Origin of the sequence: Bacteroides sp. f07 (assembly GCF_042854785.1) — a bacterium.
Taxonomy (GTDB): Bacteria; Bacteroidota; Bacteroidia; order Bacteroidales; family Bacteroidaceae; genus Bacteroides.
Genome location: NZ_BAABXI010000003.1, coordinates 647,939 through 666,375, shown reverse-complemented (window position 1 = coordinate 666,375; position 18,437 = coordinate 647,939). Strand labels below are relative to the sequence as shown.

The window sequence follows — 18,437 nt, the reverse complement described above, 5'->3', positions numbered from 1 at the left end:
CGAAAATACAAATGAGAAAAAGAACATTAGTTTATGGCTTGTGTCTGCTGGGTGCCGTATCTGCCCTTTCTGCAAAAGATAAAAAAGGGGGAGCACTGTATAAAGACGCAAAGGCCCCGATTGAGAAACGTGTGGACGACCTCTTGTCCCGCATGACTTTGGAAGAGAAAGTGATGCAACTGAACCAATACACCTTGGGACGGAACAACAACGTGAATAATGTAGGCGAAGAGGTAAAGAAAGTGCCCGCGGAAATCGGTTCTCTGATTTACTTCGAGACAAATCCCGAACTGCGTAATAATATGCAGAAGAAAGCGATGGAAGAATCCCGCCTGGGTATTCCTATTATCTTCGGTTATGATGCCATTCATGGATTCCGTACCGTGTATCCTATCTCGTTGGCACAGGCTTGTTCTTGGAACCCGGATTTGGTGGAGCAGGCGTGTGCCGTATCCGCACAGGAAGCCCGTATGTCGGGAGTGGACTGGACGTTCTCGCCGATGATTGACGTAGCGCGTGACCCCCGTTGGGGACGTGTGGCGGAAGGTTATGGCGAAGACCCTTATACGAACGGAGTGTTCGGCGCAGCTTCCGTCAGAGGTTATCAAGGTGATAACCTGTCGGCAGAAAACCGTGTGGCTGCTTGTCTGAAACATTATGTAGGCTACGGGGCATCCGAAGCTGGACGTGACTATGTTTATACCGAAATCTCCAGACAAACTCTTTGGGACACTTATCTGCTTCCTTATGAAATGGGTGTGAAAGCCGGTGCGGCGACTCTGATGAGTTCTTTTAATGATATCAGCGGTGTACCGGGTTCGGCAAACCCTTATACTATGACCGAGATATTAAAGAACCGTTGGGGGCATGACGGTTTTATCGTTTCCGACTGGGGAGCTATCGAACAGTTGAAAAACCAGGGATTGGCGGCAACTAAAAAGGAAGCCGCCCGGTATGCGTTTACTGCCGGTCTTGAAATGGACATGATGTCTCACGCCTATGACCGTCATTTGCAGGAATTGGTAGAAGAAGGCAAAGTATCGATGGCTCAGGTGGATGAGGCTGTCCGTCGTGTCTTACTTCTGAAATTCCGCCTCGGCTTGTTCGAACGTCCTTATACTCCCGCTACAACAGAGAAAGAACGTTTCTTCCGTCCGCAAAGCATGGATATTGCCGCCCGGCTTGCGGCAGAATCCATGGTATTGCTGAAAAACGAAAACAACGTTTTACCGCTGACAGATAAAAAGAAGATTGCCGTGATAGGCCCTATGGCAAAAAATGGCTGGGACTTGTTAGGCTCCTGGCGTGGTCACGGAAAGGATACCGATGTGGCAATGCTTTATGACGGGATGGCTGCTGAATTTGTAGGAAAAGCCGAACTGCGTTACGCATTAGGTTGCAATACACAAGGAGATAACCGCGAAGGATTTGCAGAAGCATTGGAAGCTGCACGCTGGTCTGACGTTGTTGTTCTTTGTCTGGGCGAGATGATGACTTGGAGCGGCGAGAATGCTTCCCGTTCTTCCATCGCACTACCGCAGATTCAGGAAGAACTGGCAAAGGAATTGAAGAAAGCCGGAAAGCCTGTCGTACTGGTATTGGTCAACGGTCGTCCGTTGGAATTGAACCGTCTGGAACCGGTTTCGGATGCCATACTGGAAATCTGGCAACCGGGTGTGAATGGTGCGCTGCCGATGGCGGGGATATTGTCCGGACGTATTAATCCTTCCGGCAAACTTGCCATGACCTTCCCTTATTCGACGGGGCAGATTCCCATCTATTACAACCGTCGTAAGAGCGGACGCGGGCATCAGGGATTCTATAAAGATATAACAAGCGACCCGCTGTACCCTTTCGGTCACGGCCTGAGCTACACTGAATTCAAGTATGGCACTGTTACTCTTTCTGCCACTAAAGTGAAGCGTGGCGAGCAACTCTCGGCTGAAGTAACTGTCACCAATACCGGTGCCCGTGACGGAGCAGAGACTGTTCATTGGTTTATCTCCGACCCGTATTGCTCGATTACCCGTCCGGTGAAAGAATTGAAACACTTTGAGAAACAATTTATCAAAGCCGGAGAAACGAAAACCTTCCGTTTCGACATAGACCTGGAACGTGATTTCGGTTTTGTCAATGAGGACGGAAAGCGATTCCTCGAAGCCGGTGAATATCATATTCTGGTACAGGGACAAACTGTTAAAATAGAATTGATAGACTAAAGAAAGTTGAATTGACAGACTAAAAATATAAAGAACGAAGTGTGTCAAAAGCTGATAGCCAAATTGGTTTTTGACACATTTTATATTACACATACCACCATGAAAAAGAAAATAGGTATCATAAGTCTATGCATGCTTGCATGCAGCATCCTGACTTGTGCACAGACCATTACTCCCCAAGCGGAACAACGTGCAAAAGAGATTGTATCCAAAATGACTTTGCAAGAGAAAATAGCTTATATCTCCGGATATACCAGCTTTTCTCTGCGTGCCATACCCCGTTTGGGAATCCCTGAAATCAAGTTGGCGGACGGGCCACAAGGAATCCGCAATCATGCCCCGAAGAGTACCCTTTATCCGTCCGGTATCCTGTCTGCTTCCACCTGGAACCGGGAGTTGCTTTATAAGTTAGGCCAAGGTCTGGGGCAGGACGCCAAGGCAAGAGGCGTTCATATACTGCTTGGTCCGGGCGTAAATATTTATCGTTCTCCATTGTGCGGACGTAATTACGAATATATGGGGGAAGACCCTTATCTGGCTGGTGAAGCCGCCAAGCAATATATTCTAGGTGTACAATCTGAAGGGGTCATTGCTACTATCAAGCATTTTGCTGCCAACAATCAGGAGTGGAGCCGCCATCATGCGAGTTCGGACATAGACGAGCGTACTTTGCATGAAATTTATTTTCCGGTTTTCCGCAAGGCTGTACAGGAAGCGAACGTGAGTGCTGTAATGAACAGCTACAATCTCCTGAACGGTGTCCATGCCACTGAACATAAATGGCTGAATATTGATGTCTTGCGCAATCTTTGGGGCTTCAAAGGTATTCTGATGTCGGACTGGACCTCGGTATATTCCGCCATCGGAGCGGCTAACGCCGGACTTGACCTCGAAATGCCGAAGGGGCGTTTCATGAATGCCGACAATCTTATCCCCGCCATCAAAATGGGCACGGTGACCGAAGAAACCATTAACCTGAAAGTACAACATATCCTGCAGACTTTAATAGCTTATGGAATATTGGATAAGGAACAGAAAGACAGTAATATTCCGTTGGATAATCCATTCTCCCGCCAGACTGCTTTAGAGTTGGCACGCGAAGGTGTGGTATTGTTGAAGAATGAAGCTAACCTGCTCCCGCTGAAAGGAAAAACGGCCGTAATGGGTCCTAATGCAGATTTGATACCTACCGGTGGCGGCAGTGGTTTTGTCACTCCTTTTTCTACCGTCTCAGTGGCTCAAGGCTTGAAGGAACTGAAGAAAAAGAATCTGGTATTATTGACGGATGATGTGATTTATGAAGATATTGTTAATGAGTTTTATACTGACGCCAATCGTGAGGTGAAAGGCTTCAAGGCTGAATACTTCAAGAACAAGACGCTTTCGGGACAGCCGGAAGTTGTACGCACGGAATCCTCTGTTGATTATGATTGGGGCTATGGCGCACCGTTGGACGGTTTTCCGACGGATGCCTTTTCGGTCCGTTGGACAGCCTGTTATGTCCCACAGGCAGACGGCCAGTTGAAACTCCACATCGGTGGTGATGACGGTTACCGTTTGTTTGTGAACGACAAGCATATTACAGGCGACTGGGGTAATCATTCTTATTCCAGCCGTGAAGTTGAACTTCCTGTTGAGGGCGGTAAGGAATACCATTTCCGGATTGAATTCTTCGATAATATTTCTTCAGCAATTATCCGTTTCAACGCTTATAGCCTTAATGAGGATAAACTTCGTCAAGGACTAGCTAAAGTAGACAATGTAGTATTCTGTACAGGCTTCAACAGTAACACGGAAGGCGAAGGCTTTGACCGTCCGTTTGCCTTGCTCCGCTATCAGGAATTGTTTATCAAGAAGATTGCGTCTATGCATCCCAATGTCGTGGTTGTGCTGAATGCCGGTGGCGGTGTGGATTTCACCAACTGGTATGATGCTGCGAAAGCTATTCTTATGGCCTGGTATCCAGGACAGGAAGGCGGTCAGGCGATAGCTGAAATCCTGACTGGTAAGATTTCTCCAAGCGGTAAGTTACCGATTTCTATCGAAAAGAAATGGGAAGATAATCCGGTGCACGACAGTTATTATGAGAATTTGAAAGCTGAGATTAAGCGTGTAGATTACTCCGAAGGTGTCTTTGTCGGTTATCGTGGATATGACCGTTCGGGAAAAGAACCTTTCTATCCGTTTGGCTACGGTTTGTCCTATACTACTTTTGCTTATAGTAATATGGCTGCGGAGAAAACGGGTGAATATCAGGTTACAGTTAGCTTTGATATAGAGAATACAGGCAAGATGGATGCCTCGGAAGTGGCACAGGTGTATGTGCATGATGTACAATCCTCTGTTCCCCGTCCTTTGAAGGAACTAAAAGGTTATGAAAAGGTCTTTTTGAAGATAGGGGAGAAGAAGAGGGTTTCTGTAGTGCTGAATGAGGAGGCATTCGCTTATTACGATATGAATCAGCACCGCTTTGTAGTGGAAAAAGGCGAGTTTGAGATTCTTGCCGGCCCGGCTTCCAATCGTTTGCCTCTGAAAGTTACGGTTGGATGGTAGTATGCAATTTCTGCATGAATGGCATAATAATGAGTTATAGATGACTTGACTTAAATGTAAATGCAGCACACCATCGGGCTTCCGTCGGAAATCAAATTGCCTTTGGTGTGCTGCATTTATTTTTCGTAAATCGTATGGTTTACTCCATTAAGAACTGGCGTATAGGACAATGACGTATACCCTCATAGCTATTTCCGTTGAATGTATCTTCTGTTATCACTATTTTGGGATAGTTATCCTGTATCTTTAGCAGGTTTCCAAATTCCCTTTCTGCTGTCTTGTCGCTATCTATTTTTAAAGCGACCTGTATATATAGTTTTTCTCCATTCTTTTCTCCGATAAAATCAATTTCCTTATCTCCGTAATAGCCAACCTTAATATCGTAACCTTTGTATAAAAGGTGGTTATACACTAGATTTTCCAATATTTTAGCTTTGTCTGTTATGCGATATCCGATGACAATGTTTCGGATTCCCATATTTTCGAAATAATATTTCTCTCCTATCTCAAATACGCGTTTCCCAATTAAATCATACCGCTCTACCCGGTGGATAAGGAAAGCATTGTTTAAATATTCTGTATAGTTTTGTATTTGGTTAACTGATATGGTGGTATGTTGTGATTTTAAATAATCACTGATATTCTTTGCCGAGAAGAGATTGCCTATGTTTTCAGATAAAAATTGAATCAGTTTCTCAAGGAACAAAGTATTGCGTAACTTGTATCTACTGACAACATCACGAAATACAATCGTGGAATATACACTCTTCAAATATTCATTGACTGTTTCATCTTCGAGAGGTAGATTTAATAAATAGGGAAGTCCGCCATAACGGCTATATAATTCGTAACTCGTTTCACTTTCAGTTAATCCGTGGAATTCAAGAAACTCAGAATAGGAGAGACTATATATTTTGAATTCGATATATCTGCCACTTAAATAAGTGGCGAGTTCTCCTGAAAGCATCTTGGCGTTACTACCTGTAATGTATATATCATTATCTTCATTGAGCAGGAGCGAACGGATGACTTTTTCAAATCCGGGAATATCTTGTATTTCATCGATAAAGATATAATTCTTAGCTTTTTCTTTGCTATGAGAAATGATGTACGAGTGTAAATCTTCTGCTGTTTGTAAGGAACTGAATGCAAAATCTTCAAGATTGATATAGATAATATTCGCATCTGGTTCTTCTGCTAAAATTTCTTCAATAAGTTGGTAAAGGAGGAAACTTTTGCCTACACGGCGTTGCCCTGTTAACACCTTGGCTACTGATTTTTGCATAAAAGGTTTTATTCGGTCAATATAACCTTTTCTTTTTTTGAGGATTCGAGGGAAGTTCATGTGCCTGAAAGTTTTAATTATACTTTAAACTCTTGCGAATATACGGAAAAGTTTTAATTATACTTCAAACTTTCGTGGATTTAATGAAATGTTTTAATCATACTTCAAACTTACTTTTATTATTTAGTAGTAGAATTGACCAAGATAAGTATTACACTCAGTGAAATGATGTAGGAGACTTGAGTAAGTTCAGTATATGGTTCTGTTTACTTCGGTACGCTAATGAATTATTAATTGATGTTTCCTGCTTTCACAATTGAACATGATTAGTAAAGCTATTTCGTAATTACTTTCAAACCGAGAAACGGATGGTTTCACTGGGAGGTTGGGGAGAATACTAAAAAGTAGATTACTTGTCCTTATACTTATCCAAAGATATAGTAATGAGTTTCAAAGTATAAAAAAGATGGAGAAAGGGAACTGAGCCTCTTTCTCCATCTTTTATTTTATTGTAGACAGTGAATTACTTCACTTCCCAAGTCTCATTAGTCATCAACAGCTCCTGGAAATTGTGATATTTCTTTTTGCCTTTGATTTCTTCTATTTGTTCTGTAACTGCATCATTGTACGTCGGAGCGTCTACATCACGGATTACACCGAGTGCAATCGGGAAGTCGGGACCTTCCATCAAAGCCAGTTTCAATTGAAGCGTATTGTCCTGGCAGTGTGCGTCGTGGATAAGGATATCTTTTTCTGTGATACCGTTCTCGCCAAGTTTCACTACTTTCAGCCCGAAGCCTTCCTGCATCAATCCGAACTCTTTGTTCTCACCGAACAACATCGGTTTGCCATGTTCCAGATAGATAGCATTCTTGGCACGTCCTTCTTTGGTGGCAACGCTGGCGTGAGTTCCATCGTTGAAGATAACGCAGTTTTGCAGGACTTCTACAACAGAAGCACCTTTATGGTTGGCTGCTGCTTTCAATACTTCTACAGAAGCGGCGCCATCTACTGCAATACAGCGTGCAAAGAAGCGTCCGCGGGCGCCGAATGCCAGTTCAGCGGGACGGAAGGGGTCTTCCACAGTTCCGTAAGGAGAAGACTTGGTTACAAGTCCGCGTTCCGAAGTCGGTGAATATTGTCCTTTTGTCAGACCGTAGATACGGTTGTTCAACAGAATCATATTCAAGTCGATATTACGGCGTAATGCATGGATGAAGTGGTTACCACCGATTGCCAGGCCGTCACCGTCACCGGAAATCTGCCAGATGGTCAGATTGGGATTAGCTACTTTGGCGCCTGTCGCAATAGCGGCAGCACGTCCGTGGATGGTGTGGAAACCATATGTATTTACATAATAAGGCAGACGGGAAGAACAACCGATACCCGAAATTACGGCAATATCGTGCGGAGCTGTTCCCAGTTCGGCCATGGCTTTGTGCAGTGAATTCAGGAAAGCGTGGTCACCGCATCCCGGACACCAGCGAGGCTGACCTGATTTATAATCTTGTACGGTATATACTTTATCGCTCATCTTTTATTCCTCCAATAATTTAGTGAATGCATCTATCAATTCTCTCGTGACGAAAGGCTGTCCTTTCACCTGGTTGAACTGGCTGATGTTCAGTCCGGGCACTTTCATGCGCAAGTAACCTGCGAATTGTCCCAGATTCTGTTCAGCTACCACGATTTTCTTATATTTACGCAGCACATCGGCAGTGTTCTTCGGCAGCGGGTTGATGTATTGGAAGTGAGCGAAAGCCACTTTCTTTCCATGTTCGCGCATATAGTCCATAGCCAGGCGGAGATGTCCGTAAGTACCGCCCCAGCCTACAATCAGTAAGTCTGCGTCTTCATCACCCAATACTTCGAGTTCGGGGATATAGTCCGCAATCTTGTCCACTTTGGCTTGGCGAAGGTGAACCATTTTGTTGTGGTTTTCGGGTTCGGTAGAGATAGCGCCTGTATCGTTACTCTTTTCAAGACCGCCAATACGATGCATGAAACCTTCTGTTCCCGGAGTAGCCCAATAGCGTACGCCTGTTTCTTCGTTGCGTTGGTACGGAGTCCAGTTGCCTGCCATGTCTGGAGTTACATACGGCGGGTTGATGGCCGGATATTCGTTCAGGTTAGGAAGTTTCCATGCGGCAGAACCGTTGGCTACGAAAGCATCGGTCAGCAATACAACCGGAGTCATGTGTTCCAAGGCAATTTTACATGCCATATAGGCAGCGTCGAAACAGTTGGTCGGTGATGTTGCGGCAATGACAGGCATTGGGCTTTCACCGTTACGTCCGTAAAGGGCCTGCAACAAGTCTGTCTGTTCCGATTTAGTGGGAAGACCGGTGGACGGGCCGCCACGCTGTACGTTGACAATCACTAATGGAAGTTCGCCGATAACAGCAAGGTTCATAGCCTCACTCTTCAGGCAAACACCGGGGCCGGAAGTCGTAGTCACTGCTAAAGCACCGGCAAAAGCGGCACCGACGGCAGATGCACAACCTGCGATTTCGTCTTCACACTGTACGGTTTTTACACCCAGTGATTTATGCTTGGCTAACTCGTGCAGAATATCGGTAGCCGGAGTGATAGGGTAAGAACCCAGGTAGAGTTCCAATCCTGCTTTCTCGGCAGCGGCAATCAATCCGTAGGCAGTTGCCTTATTACCATTAATATCTGTATAAAGCCCTTTTGATTTCGGAGCTTTGCTTTCAATCTTATAAGTAGAGACAGATGCGTGCGTGTTGGCTCCGTAGTTGAAACCGTCATTCAATACCTTGATATTGGCTTCTGCTATTTCGGGTTTCTTGGCGAATTTCTCGCGCAGCATTTTTTCGGCTGCCGACAGGTTACGGTTGAACAACCAGCAAACCAGTCCGAGTGCAAACATATTCTTGCAACGGAGAACTGATTTATTGTCTAGTCCTGAGTCTTTCAGGCTTTCTTTGCACATGGAAGAGATGGGAACCTCTAGCACTTCTTGTTTCACGCCTAATTCTTCAAAAGGATTGTCGGTCTTGAATTGTGCCTTTTCCAAATCTCTGGCTTCAAATGAGTCGGAGTCGGTGATGATAAGTCCTTGCGGTTTACAGAATTTGATTTGTGTTTTCAATGCGGAAGGGTTCATTGCTACCAATACGTGGCAACGGTCTCCGGGAGTGTAAACTTGTCCGGCACCGATGTGAACCTGGAAACCGGAAACACCGGTCAGCGAACCTTGCGGGGCGCGGATGTCTGCCGGGTAGTCGGGAAATGTACAGATGTCATTTCCTACCGTAGCCGACACGTTCGAGAAGATGTTGCCGGCTAGCTGCATACCATCGCCGGAGTCGCCGGAGAAACGTACTACGACTTCCTCCAATTCTTTAACCATCATTTCGTCTGCCATAACTTTAATTACTATATTTAATTTAAAAACTGTTTTTACTTTCAATTTGTGAACGCAAAGGTCGGAAAGTTAATCGAATTATCAAAATAAAACGTACTTTATTGCCCTATTGACGCTAAATATTTGAAATATATCAGAGGAACCTGCATTTTTATTCTTGTTAAATCAACAGAAACCGTTATCTTTGCAAGCAAATTTACAGCGGCCTTGTAGTTCAACGGATAGAATAGAAGTTTCCTAAACTTTAGATAGGGGTTCGATTCCCCTCGGGGCTACTACAAAGAAGAATCTATGGGAAGTTGTGTTGTAGGCTTTCATACTGTATCAAGTTTTAAGTTTTACAATGGCTTCTTTTAAGATTAACGTCTTATAGCTTCTATTTGTTTTAATAATCAATAGAAAAAAGCCTCCTCCGGATATTCGGAAGAGGCTTTTTTTATTTCTGGGCTTTATCATTCTTCCGTAGCAGGTACTACGACTTTTTTGTTCTTCATCATGTTGTATGCAATCGGAGATGCAATGAACAGTGAAGACAATGTGCCGATAACCACACCAAGAATCATTGCGAATGCGAAGCTGCGGATTGAATCACCACCGAGGATGAAGATACACAGCAACACGATCAATGTACTCAATGATGTATTAATGGTACGGGCCAGTGTGGTGTTCAGAGAGTCGTTGAACAATACGCGTTTGTCACGTTTCGGGTACAAGCCGAAGAACTCGCGCACACGGTCGAAGATAACCACCTTGTCATTAATAGAGTAACCGATAGCTGTCAGGATAGCACCGATGAATGTCTGGTCAATTTCCAGAGAGAACGGCAGGATACCCCAGAACAGTGAGTAAGCACCGATAATCATAATGGTGTCACAACTCAAAGCTACGATAGAACCGATACTGTATGCGATATTGCGGAAACGGATTAAGATGTATAAGCCGATTGCAATCAATGCCAATACTACAGAGTAGATAGCACCTGTCTTGATATCGTCTGCGATACTCGGACCTACTTTCTGCGAACTTACGATACTACCACCTGTGTGATTGTCGCGGTCAATGAAAGTTTCCAATGTAATGTTCTGAGTCAATACCGGTTTCAAAGTCTCGTACAGATATGCTTCGATTTCCGAGTCTACATTGTTGCCTTCATCTTCGATGCGGTAGTTTGTACTGATACGCACTGTTTTCTTGTCTGTACCGATAGCGATGACACTTACGTTGGCGTCGCCGAACTTGCTGGAAATCAGTTCGCGTACTTGTTCCGGTTCAACCGGGTTTTCGAACTGTACCTTGAAGTTACGTCCACCGGTGAAGTCGATGCTTTGGCTTAAACCGCGGATAGCGAACGAACCGATACAAACGATGATGATGGCACCTACGATAATCATGGATTTCTTATTGGTTCCCATGAAGTCGAAATGTGTATTGGTCATCAGGTTCTTTGAAATCTTGGTAGTAAATGTCAGGTTCAACCACTTGTCTTTATTCATGAAGTGTTCGTAAACGATACGAGTCATGAACACGGCAGTAAAGAAGGACACGAGGATACCGATAATCAGAGTCGTAGCAAAACCACGAATCGGACCGGTACCGAAGTTGAACAGGATGATACCTGTGATGATAGACGTCAAGTTAGAGTCGAAGATAGCCGAGAATGCATTGGAATAACCGTCGGCAAGTGCTTTCTTCACTCCCTTGCCTGCACGAAGCTCTTCTTTGGTACGTTCATAGATAAGTACATTTGCATCCACTGCCATACCCAGTGACAACACCATACCGGCAATACCGGACATTGTCAGTGCGGCCTGGAAGGACGAAAGAATACCCAGCGTGAAGAAGAAGTTGAGGATTAATGCGCAGTTGGCAACCATACCCGGGATGAATCCGTACATGGAGCACATATAGATCATCAACAGAATCAGTGCTACAACGAATGAGAAAATACCTGCGTTGATAGATTCCTGACCCAGTGACGGACCAACGATATCTTCCTGCACGATATGGGCCGGAGCCGGCATCTTACCTGATTTCAATACGTTTGCCAAGTCTTTGGTCTGTTCCGGAGTGAAGTTTCCGGAGATTTCAGAGCGTCCGCCGGTAATTTCTGTATTTACATTCGGTGCGGAATATACATAATTATCCAATACGATAGCAATAGCGCGGCCGATGTTCTGTTTGGTCAACTGTGCCCAACGACGTGCACCGTCATTGTTCATAGCCATGGTAACTACCGGTTTGCTGTATTGGTTGAATTCGTCTTTTGCATCTGTGACAACATCACCTTCCAACGGAGCTTTGCCGTTGCGTTCTGTCACTTTGATGGCATACAGTTCGAATGTCTGTTTTTTCTTGTCAAAGTCAGCGGCAGATACACCCCATTTCAGACTAAGGTCTTTAGGCAGTTCAGCTTTGACTTCCGGCATAGCCAGGTATTTGTTGATGTCGGCAGTGTCTTTGTAGTTGGCATAACCTACAACAGGACCCTGTCCGCTGGAGTTCAACTGGAGAATAGAGAGCAAAGGGTATTGCTTTTTGATTTCTTCCAGGTTTGTGGCAGACTTGTCTTCGGCAGTTGCGTCACCTTTCAGTGCGGCAGCAAGGCTGTCGGCAGCACTTACCGTTTTTGTCTCAGCCGGAGTAGCTTCTGTGAGCACTGCAGCTTCGATGGTATCTGCATCAGCAGTTGTTGTTTCAGCCAATACTGCACGCAATTTAGCGTCTGCAGATTGTATGGCAGGAAGAACTTCTTTAGCTGTATAAGTTTCCCAGAATTCCAGGTTGGCAGAACCTTGGAGAAGTTTTCTCACACGTTCCGGCTCTTTGATACCCGGAAGTTCCACCATGATGCGTCCCATTTTGTCTTCCAGGCTCTGGATGTTCGGCTGAACAACACCAAAACGGTCGATACGGGTACGGAGTACGTTGAATGAGTTCTCAACAGCCGCTTTCACTTCTGTTCTCAGTACTTTTTCAACTTCGGCATCCGATGATTTCTGGTTGATTTTGTCTTTCAACTGTTGTGTTGCGAAGAGTTCGGAAAGTTTTGCGTCCGGAGCAATTTTGTGGTATTCTCTTACAAACAGGGTGATGATATCATCCTGACTGTTGACAGCCTGTTTTGCTGCTGTTGCCAATGCGTTGTTGAAAGCTTCATCCGGTTTGTTGTCAGCCAGCGCTTTGATAACATCCGGTACGGAAACTTCAAGGATAACGTTCATACCACCTTTTAGGTCCAAGCCTAAACTAATCTCCATCTCACGACATTGTTTCAGTGTCCAGTTCCACAGCATTACTTTCTCGTTGGAGAGAGAGTCGAGGTAGTCCTGTTCTACTTTCGGGTCGCCGTTCGCAATTTCTTTCGCCTTGTTGGTATAGTGGCGTGTTACGAAGGAGAAGGAGAGGTAGAACACGCATACCAGCGTGAGTAATACCGCAAAAACCTTTACAAATCCTTTGTTTTGCATTTTACTTTTAATTTATGATGATTACTTTTTTAATTTAATTTTCAGTTAAATTCTGTCGTACACAAGTTCTTTTTGCCGTATACAAGGCTGCAAATATAGTTTTTTTTTCACATTTATATGTAAGAAGCCCTCAAATATTTGATGTTTAAGGGCTTTTTTGCCGAATTATTTCATCCCTCTGTTTTTCAGTAGCGGTTCCAGGCTCGGTTCTGCTCCACGGAAATTCTTGTAAAGTACCATCGGGTCTTCGCTGTCTCCCTTCTCCAATACGTTGTAGCGGAACAGGCCGGCGGTATTCTTATCAAAAATTCCATGTTCTTTAAAGGCTTCGAAAGCATCGTTGTCCAGTACATTCGCCCATAGGTAACTATAGTATCCGGCAGCGTATCCGCCAATGATATGGTTGAAGTAAGTGACACGGTAGCGGGGTGCTATTTCGGGGATAAGACCGAGCTTGTCCATGGCTTCTTTTTCGAATGAAAGTATGTCTATATTCTTTACATCTGTTATGGTGTGCAAGTTCATGTCGAGGATGGCGGCGGCCAGCAGTTCGGTTGTCATGAAACCTTGGTTGAAGGTCTTTTGCTCCAGTATCTTTTCGATGATTTTATCGGGAATGACTTCTCCTGTCTGGTAGTGTTTGGCATACATTTTCAGTACTTCCGGTTCGGTAGCCCAATGCTCGTTGATTTGGGAAGGAAGTTCTACAAAGTCGCGCACTACGTTTGTACCGGATGTTCCCTTGTATTCACATTTTGTCAGCAGACCGTGCAGACCGTGGCCGAATTCGTGAAACAATGTCTCTACTTCGTCCATTGTCAGTAAAGAAGGAGTGTCGCCTACCGGTTTGGTAAAGCTGCAAACGTTGCATACTAACGGACGGGTTGCTCCCTGTTGCTCACGGTAGTTGCTCATCCATGCGCCGCCGCTTTTTCCGGCGCGCGGGAAATAGTCTACATAGAAGATTCCGAGTTGTGATCCGTCTGCGTCTTTCACTTCAAAGACTTCTACGTCAGGATGATAGGTCGGGATACCTTCGAGCTTGGTCAAGGTGATGCCGTATAGCTTGTTGGCTACGGCAAATGCGCCTTCGCGTACATTTTCCAGTTTGAAGTAGGGTTTTGTATCTTCTTCGGACAGGTTGTATTTCTCTTTCCGCAGTTTCTCGGTGTAATACCACCAGTCCCATGCTTCCAGTTTTTCGCCTTTGCCTTCTTTGTCCATCAACTTCTGAAGTTCAGCAGCTTCCGCTTTCGCTTTCGGCAGTGCATAACTCCAGAGATTGTTCAGAAGTTCCATAACGTTGGTAGCGTTCTTCGCCATTGTTTCGTCCAGAACGAAGTTGGCGTAGCAGTCGAAACCTAACAGGTTTGCTTTTTCCAGACGGAGAGAAACGATTTTGCGGATATTCTCTTTATTATCGTTTTCATTGTTGTTGTTACCCCGGTTGATGTAGGCTTTGTACATTTGTTCGCGGAGCGGACGGTTTTCTGAGTATTGCAGGAAAGGCAGGCGGCTGGCATTGTGCAGGGTAAACAGCCATTTGCCCGGTTGTCCGGCTGCTTTTGCTTCTTCGGCTGCGCTTTGGCGGAACCATTCGGGCAGTCCGGCCAAATCTTCCTCTTTATCAACGAAAAGTTGGAAAGCGTTATTCTCGTTCAGCACATTGTTGCTGAAAGTGATGCCGAGTGTGGAAAGCTCCTTGTTGATTTCACGGAGACGGGCTTGCTTCTCTGCGCTGAGGTTGGCTCCCGAACGGACAAATCTCTTGTAGGTTTTGTCCAGCAGACGTGCCTGTTCCGTTGTCAGGTTCAATGAGTCTTTCTGCAAGTACACATCGTTCACACGCTTGAAAAGTTTCTCGTTCAGGGAGATGTTATCTTCGTGTTCCGAAAGAACCGGAGCCATTTTCATGGAAAGTTCAGTGAGGGCGTCGGTTGTCTCCGCATCTGTCATATTGAAGAAAATAGCGCTTACACGGTCAAGGATGGGTGCGCTGTTATCCAGGGCTACAATTGTATTCTCGAAAGTCGGGACTTCCGGGCTTTCGATGATAGCTTCTATGTTTTGCTTCTGCTCCTCGATACCTTTCAGGAAGGCAGGTTCGTAGTGTTCCAGTTTAATCTTGTCGAAAGGCGGGACACCATACTCGGTTTGAAACTCTGTAAAGAAAGGATTGCTTTCAGTTTTCGTAGCACAGGAGTACATCATACAACTTACTGCTAAAATGGTTAGTGTTTTTTTTATCATCATAAGTGTTTTATATTAGAGTTTACAGTTTTTATCGTTTGCTGATATAGCACCAGATAGGATAGTGGTCTGAAGCCTTGATAGACCGGTCTACGGTGCAGTTATAGGCTTTCAGGTCAGGGCTTATCAGGATATTGTCGATTCGGAAATAGAACATATTCTGGTTATAGGAAATTCCCAGTCCCTTGCCGGAGTGAGTAAATGCGTCGTCCAGTTTTTGGGTAAGGATACGGTGCGTGTACGAGATGGACCCGTCGTTGAAGTCACCGCACGCAATAATGGTCGGATATTTGCTTTCCGCTATATATTTGGCTACGGAGTCCGCTTGTGACGCACGGATGGCCGATGCTTCCGCGAGTTTCCTTACCAGTTGCCGGAGGCCGGTTTTCACTTTTTTCGCATTCGGGTCTTTTATCATGTCTTCGTAGATTCCTCTGTCTTCCTTGGTGAGCTTGTTGGATTCCAGATGGTTGTTTATCAATGTTATCGTATCGTTGTTTACATTCAGTACATATCTCATGGAACCGTTATAAGTGCTTTCGTACTTGATGGGGCGTGCCGAAAGTATGGGAAATTTGGAGAAGCAGGCAAGTTGCACCTCACCTTTGCCCTGTTGGAGGATGGACTGGTAAGGATATGCTTTCAATGCCTTTTTCACATCCTGCTCTGTCAGAAACTTCTTATTGGTGGATGTATTATATTCCTGCAGGCAGATTATATCGGCTTTACTGTCTGCCAGATAGGACAAAATCGGGTTTTTCCCGTTTTTCTTCTCCAGATTACTGAAGCTCATAACATTGTAGGATAGTAACTTGATACTTCCTTCCGGTATCGTTTTTGTCGTGGAATTGAAAGGAATATAAGTCCGTATTTGCGGAAGGCAAACGAGGAAACCGATAATGGGCAATAACGTATAGCGGTAGTTGACGAATGCCCAGAATGCCAGAAACAGTAGGTTGACAGTCAGAAATATCGGGAACGCAAGTCCGAGGCTGGAAGCAAGCGGGTTTACTTTAGGACTGAGGTAGGGGCTATATGCACTGAGTATCAACGTTCCCACAAAGAAAGCGTTGATAGCCAGTATCAGAAATGCGACAATTTTGCCAATATGCTCCATTCTTTTATCTTTTGCTTGCGTCGAACAAGCTTTTCTTTTCTTCTGTTGTCAGGCTGTCGTAACCGGATTTCTTCAACTTCTCCAGGATACGGTCAACTTCGTCCGACTGTGCTTTCTTGTGGGCATTGTAATCGTAATCCTTCTCACGACTGGTAGCACCGCCACCGTAGTGCACTTTCATTTTCGGTTTACGTTTCCATGTCTTCTTTTGGAACAGGGATACGAAGCCATCCAGAATCCGGTTAATCCAGGAAGTTAAATCGGCTCCTTTGCTCAGGCTTGCGGCAAACCAAAGTCCGGCAAGGGCACCGCCTAAGTGGGCGATATGTCCGCCGGCGTTGCTTGAAGTGATGGATAGTACATCGATGCCGATAACGACTAACGCCAGGTATTTGAGACGGATAGCGCCGAACAGAAAGAGCTGTACCCGGTAGTTTGGTTCACGGTAGGCCGTAGCTGCTACGATAGCCAATACGGATGCCGATGCCCCGACTAATGTGGAACCCACCACTTGCGAACTGAATAAAGGAAATACATTATAGGCAATCATATACAGCAAACCGCCGCAGATACCGCCCAGTACGTACAGCCCTCTCAGATGCTTTGCCGAGAAAAAGTAGAGAAACAGGCTTCCGAACCAGTACAGCCAAAGCATATTGAACAGGATATGCAGGATACCGGCATGCATGAACATATAGGTGAACAGCGACCATGGCTGGTGAATAAAAACTATAAAAGAAGCCGGCAGGGCAAATATGCCGAATATATCAGGGGTATTAAATGCAAATAATTGCAGGAAAACATTAACCAACGTCCCGATAACAAAAATACCGACGTTGATATAAATCAGTTGGATGAAAATATTTCCTCTTCTGAATGTCTCTTTCAAATCAGCTATAATATGTCCCATTGTTATTGCTTTTTTTTCTCCAATACAAAATCAGAATCAGTCCGAACAACATTCCTCCCAAATGGGCGAAGTGAGCGACATTATCTCCGGCACTATTGGCAAGTCCCGCCCATAATTCGATTGCGGCATATCCGATAACAAAGAATTTCGCTTTGATAGGGAAGGGCAGTGGAAAGATGAACAGGCGATTGTCAGGAAACAGCATACCGAATGCCAGCAATATGGCGTAAACAGCTCCCGAAGCCCCTACGGTGGTCATCATGTTCAGATACTGTTCCATGGGGATGACGGCAGAGCCTATGTTCACTTGTGCATAATGGCTGAGTTCGGTAACATACTGGATATACTGCACCCCTTCCTGTATAAGTCCCGCACCGATACCGCAAAGTATATAGTAAAGCAGGAAACGTTTGGGCCCCCAAGTTTGTTCGAGAATCGGCCCGAACATGAAGACGGCAAACATATTAAAGAAAATGTGGCTGAATCCGCCGTGCATGAACATATATGTAATGAGCTGTGCCGGATTGAAATCACTTGCGAGGAAGAAATGTAATCCCAGATAATTCGTTAAGTCTATACCGTATCGTTGGGCGACAAGTGTACCGAAAAACGCCAGTACATTGATAATTATCAGGTTTTTAGTTACAGTTGGCATCATTTTAAATTCTGAATATTTAGATAATAGTCGCAAAAGTACGAATAAATTCTGTTTTAAAGCATGAAAATGACTTCCTATTAGCTCTTTTTCAATAATTTGCTGCGTTTTTTTTATGTTTTTATTTGATATGTTGTTTTGTTCGGCTATATTTGTGAAATCAATTCCTTGAGGGATAATCTTTTGTGTAACATATATATTAATTAATCATTTTACGTATTATGAATAAGTCTGAACTTATTAGTGCAATGGCTGCTGAATCTCAAATGAGCAAAGCCGATGCAAAAAAAGCACTTGATGCTTTCATCACTTCAGTTACTAATGCTATGAAAGCTGGCGAAAAAGTATCACTCGTTGGTTTTGGTACTTTCTCTGTAAGCGAAAGAGCTGAAAGAACTGGTATTAACCCTTCTACAAAGGCAACTATCACTATTCCTGCAAAGAAAGTAGCTAAGTTTAAAGCTGGTGCTGAATTGTCTGCAGCTGTTGAATAAGATATATAGTTGAAAGAAATTAGAAAAGCGGGCTCTTATAAAGAAACCCGCTTTTTTTATTGAGACTTATATACTGCTGGAGCAGTATGTCTGCTCCAG

11 protein-coding genes and 1 tRNA gene are annotated in these 18,437 nt (G+C 44.6%); 4 read left to right on the top strand and 8 right to left on the bottom strand.

From position 1 onward, the window contains the following. Window positions 1–11: 11 nt before the first annotated feature. Together ACGHVY_RS22490 and ACGHVY_RS22485 are read left to right on the top strand one after the other, a co-directional pair. Entirely contained in the window at window positions 12–2,219 is a 2,208-nt protein-coding gene (locus ACGHVY_RS22490) for a glycoside hydrolase family 3 N-terminal domain-containing protein (protein WP_390601706.1), read from the top strand. A gap of 99 nt (window positions 2,220–2,318) precedes the next feature. After that, window positions 2,319–4,772: a glycoside hydrolase family 3 C-terminal domain-containing protein gene (locus ACGHVY_RS22485; RefSeq protein ID WP_390601704.1), complete on the top strand. Its 2,454-nt coding sequence runs from the start codon at window positions 2,319–2,321 to the stop codon at window positions 4,770–4,772. Between the two features lie 139 nt (window positions 4,773–4,911). On the opposite strand, the gene ACGHVY_RS22480 is transcribed toward ACGHVY_RS22485, so the two are convergent. From ACGHVY_RS22480 to ACGHVY_RS22470, 3 genes are all read right to left on the bottom strand, one after another. Then, a complete protein-coding gene (locus ACGHVY_RS22480; RefSeq protein WP_390601702.1) occupies window positions 4,912–6,117 on the bottom strand; it encodes an ATP-binding protein in 1,206 nt (401 codons plus the stop codon). Window positions 6,118–6,580: 463 nt separating this feature from the next. Further along, a complete protein-coding gene (locus tag ACGHVY_RS22475; protein WP_308747128.1) occupies window positions 6,581–7,591 on the bottom strand; it encodes a 2-oxoacid:ferredoxin oxidoreductase subunit beta in 1,011 nt (336 codons plus the stop codon). 3 nt (window positions 7,592–7,594) lie between these two features. After that, a complete protein-coding gene (locus ACGHVY_RS22470; protein WP_390601700.1) occupies window positions 7,595–9,445 on the bottom strand; it encodes a 2-oxoacid:acceptor oxidoreductase subunit alpha in 1,851 nt (616 codons plus the stop codon). A gap of 203 nt (window positions 9,446–9,648) precedes the next feature. Here ACGHVY_RS22470 and ACGHVY_RS22465 point away from each other — a divergent pair. After that, window positions 9,649–9,720: transfer RNA gene (locus tag ACGHVY_RS22465), tRNA-Arg, on the top strand. A 177-nt stretch (window positions 9,721–9,897) separates the two neighbouring features. On the opposite strand, the gene secDF is transcribed toward ACGHVY_RS22465, so the two are convergent. The 5 genes from secDF to ACGHVY_RS22440 form a co-directional block, all read right to left on the bottom strand. Beyond that, window positions 9,898–12,912, bottom strand: a complete 3,015-nt coding sequence (gene secDF / locus ACGHVY_RS22460; protein ID WP_308747126.1) for a protein translocase subunit SecDF — start codon at window positions 12,910–12,912, stop codon at window positions 9,898–9,900. A 165-nt stretch (window positions 12,913–13,077) separates the two neighbouring features. After that, complete coding sequence (locus tag ACGHVY_RS22455) at window positions 13,078–15,162, bottom strand: M3 family metallopeptidase (RefSeq protein ID WP_390602067.1); 2,085 nt, start codon at window positions 15,160–15,162, stop codon at window positions 13,078–13,080. A 31-nt stretch (window positions 15,163–15,193) separates the two neighbouring features. Beyond that, window positions 15,194–16,279, bottom strand: coding sequence for an endonuclease/exonuclease/phosphatase family protein (locus ACGHVY_RS22450; protein ID WP_308747125.1), 1,086 nt, complete (start codon window positions 16,277–16,279; stop codon window positions 15,194–15,196). Between the two features lie 4 nt (window positions 16,280–16,283). After that, the gene (locus tag ACGHVY_RS22445) at window positions 16,284–17,189 is read right to left on the bottom strand and encodes a rhomboid family intramembrane serine protease (RefSeq protein WP_390601698.1); all 906 of its coding nucleotides are present in this window, start codon (window positions 17,187–17,189) and stop codon (window positions 16,284–16,286) included. Further along, window positions 17,170–17,844, bottom strand: a complete 675-nt coding sequence (locus ACGHVY_RS22440) for a rhomboid family intramembrane serine protease (protein WP_390602066.1) — start codon at window positions 17,842–17,844, stop codon at window positions 17,170–17,172. The genes ACGHVY_RS22445 and ACGHVY_RS22440 overlap by 20 nt, the downstream gene beginning before the upstream one ends. Before the next feature lie 221 nt (window positions 17,845–18,065). Here ACGHVY_RS22440 and ACGHVY_RS22435 point away from each other — a divergent pair, with 221 nt between their 5' ends. Next, window positions 18,066–18,338 (top strand): HU family DNA-binding protein, encoded by a 273-nt coding sequence (locus ACGHVY_RS22435; RefSeq protein WP_022136564.1) that lies wholly within the window; start codon window positions 18,066–18,068, stop codon window positions 18,336–18,338. The last annotated feature ends 99 nt before the right edge of the window (window positions 18,339–18,437 follow it).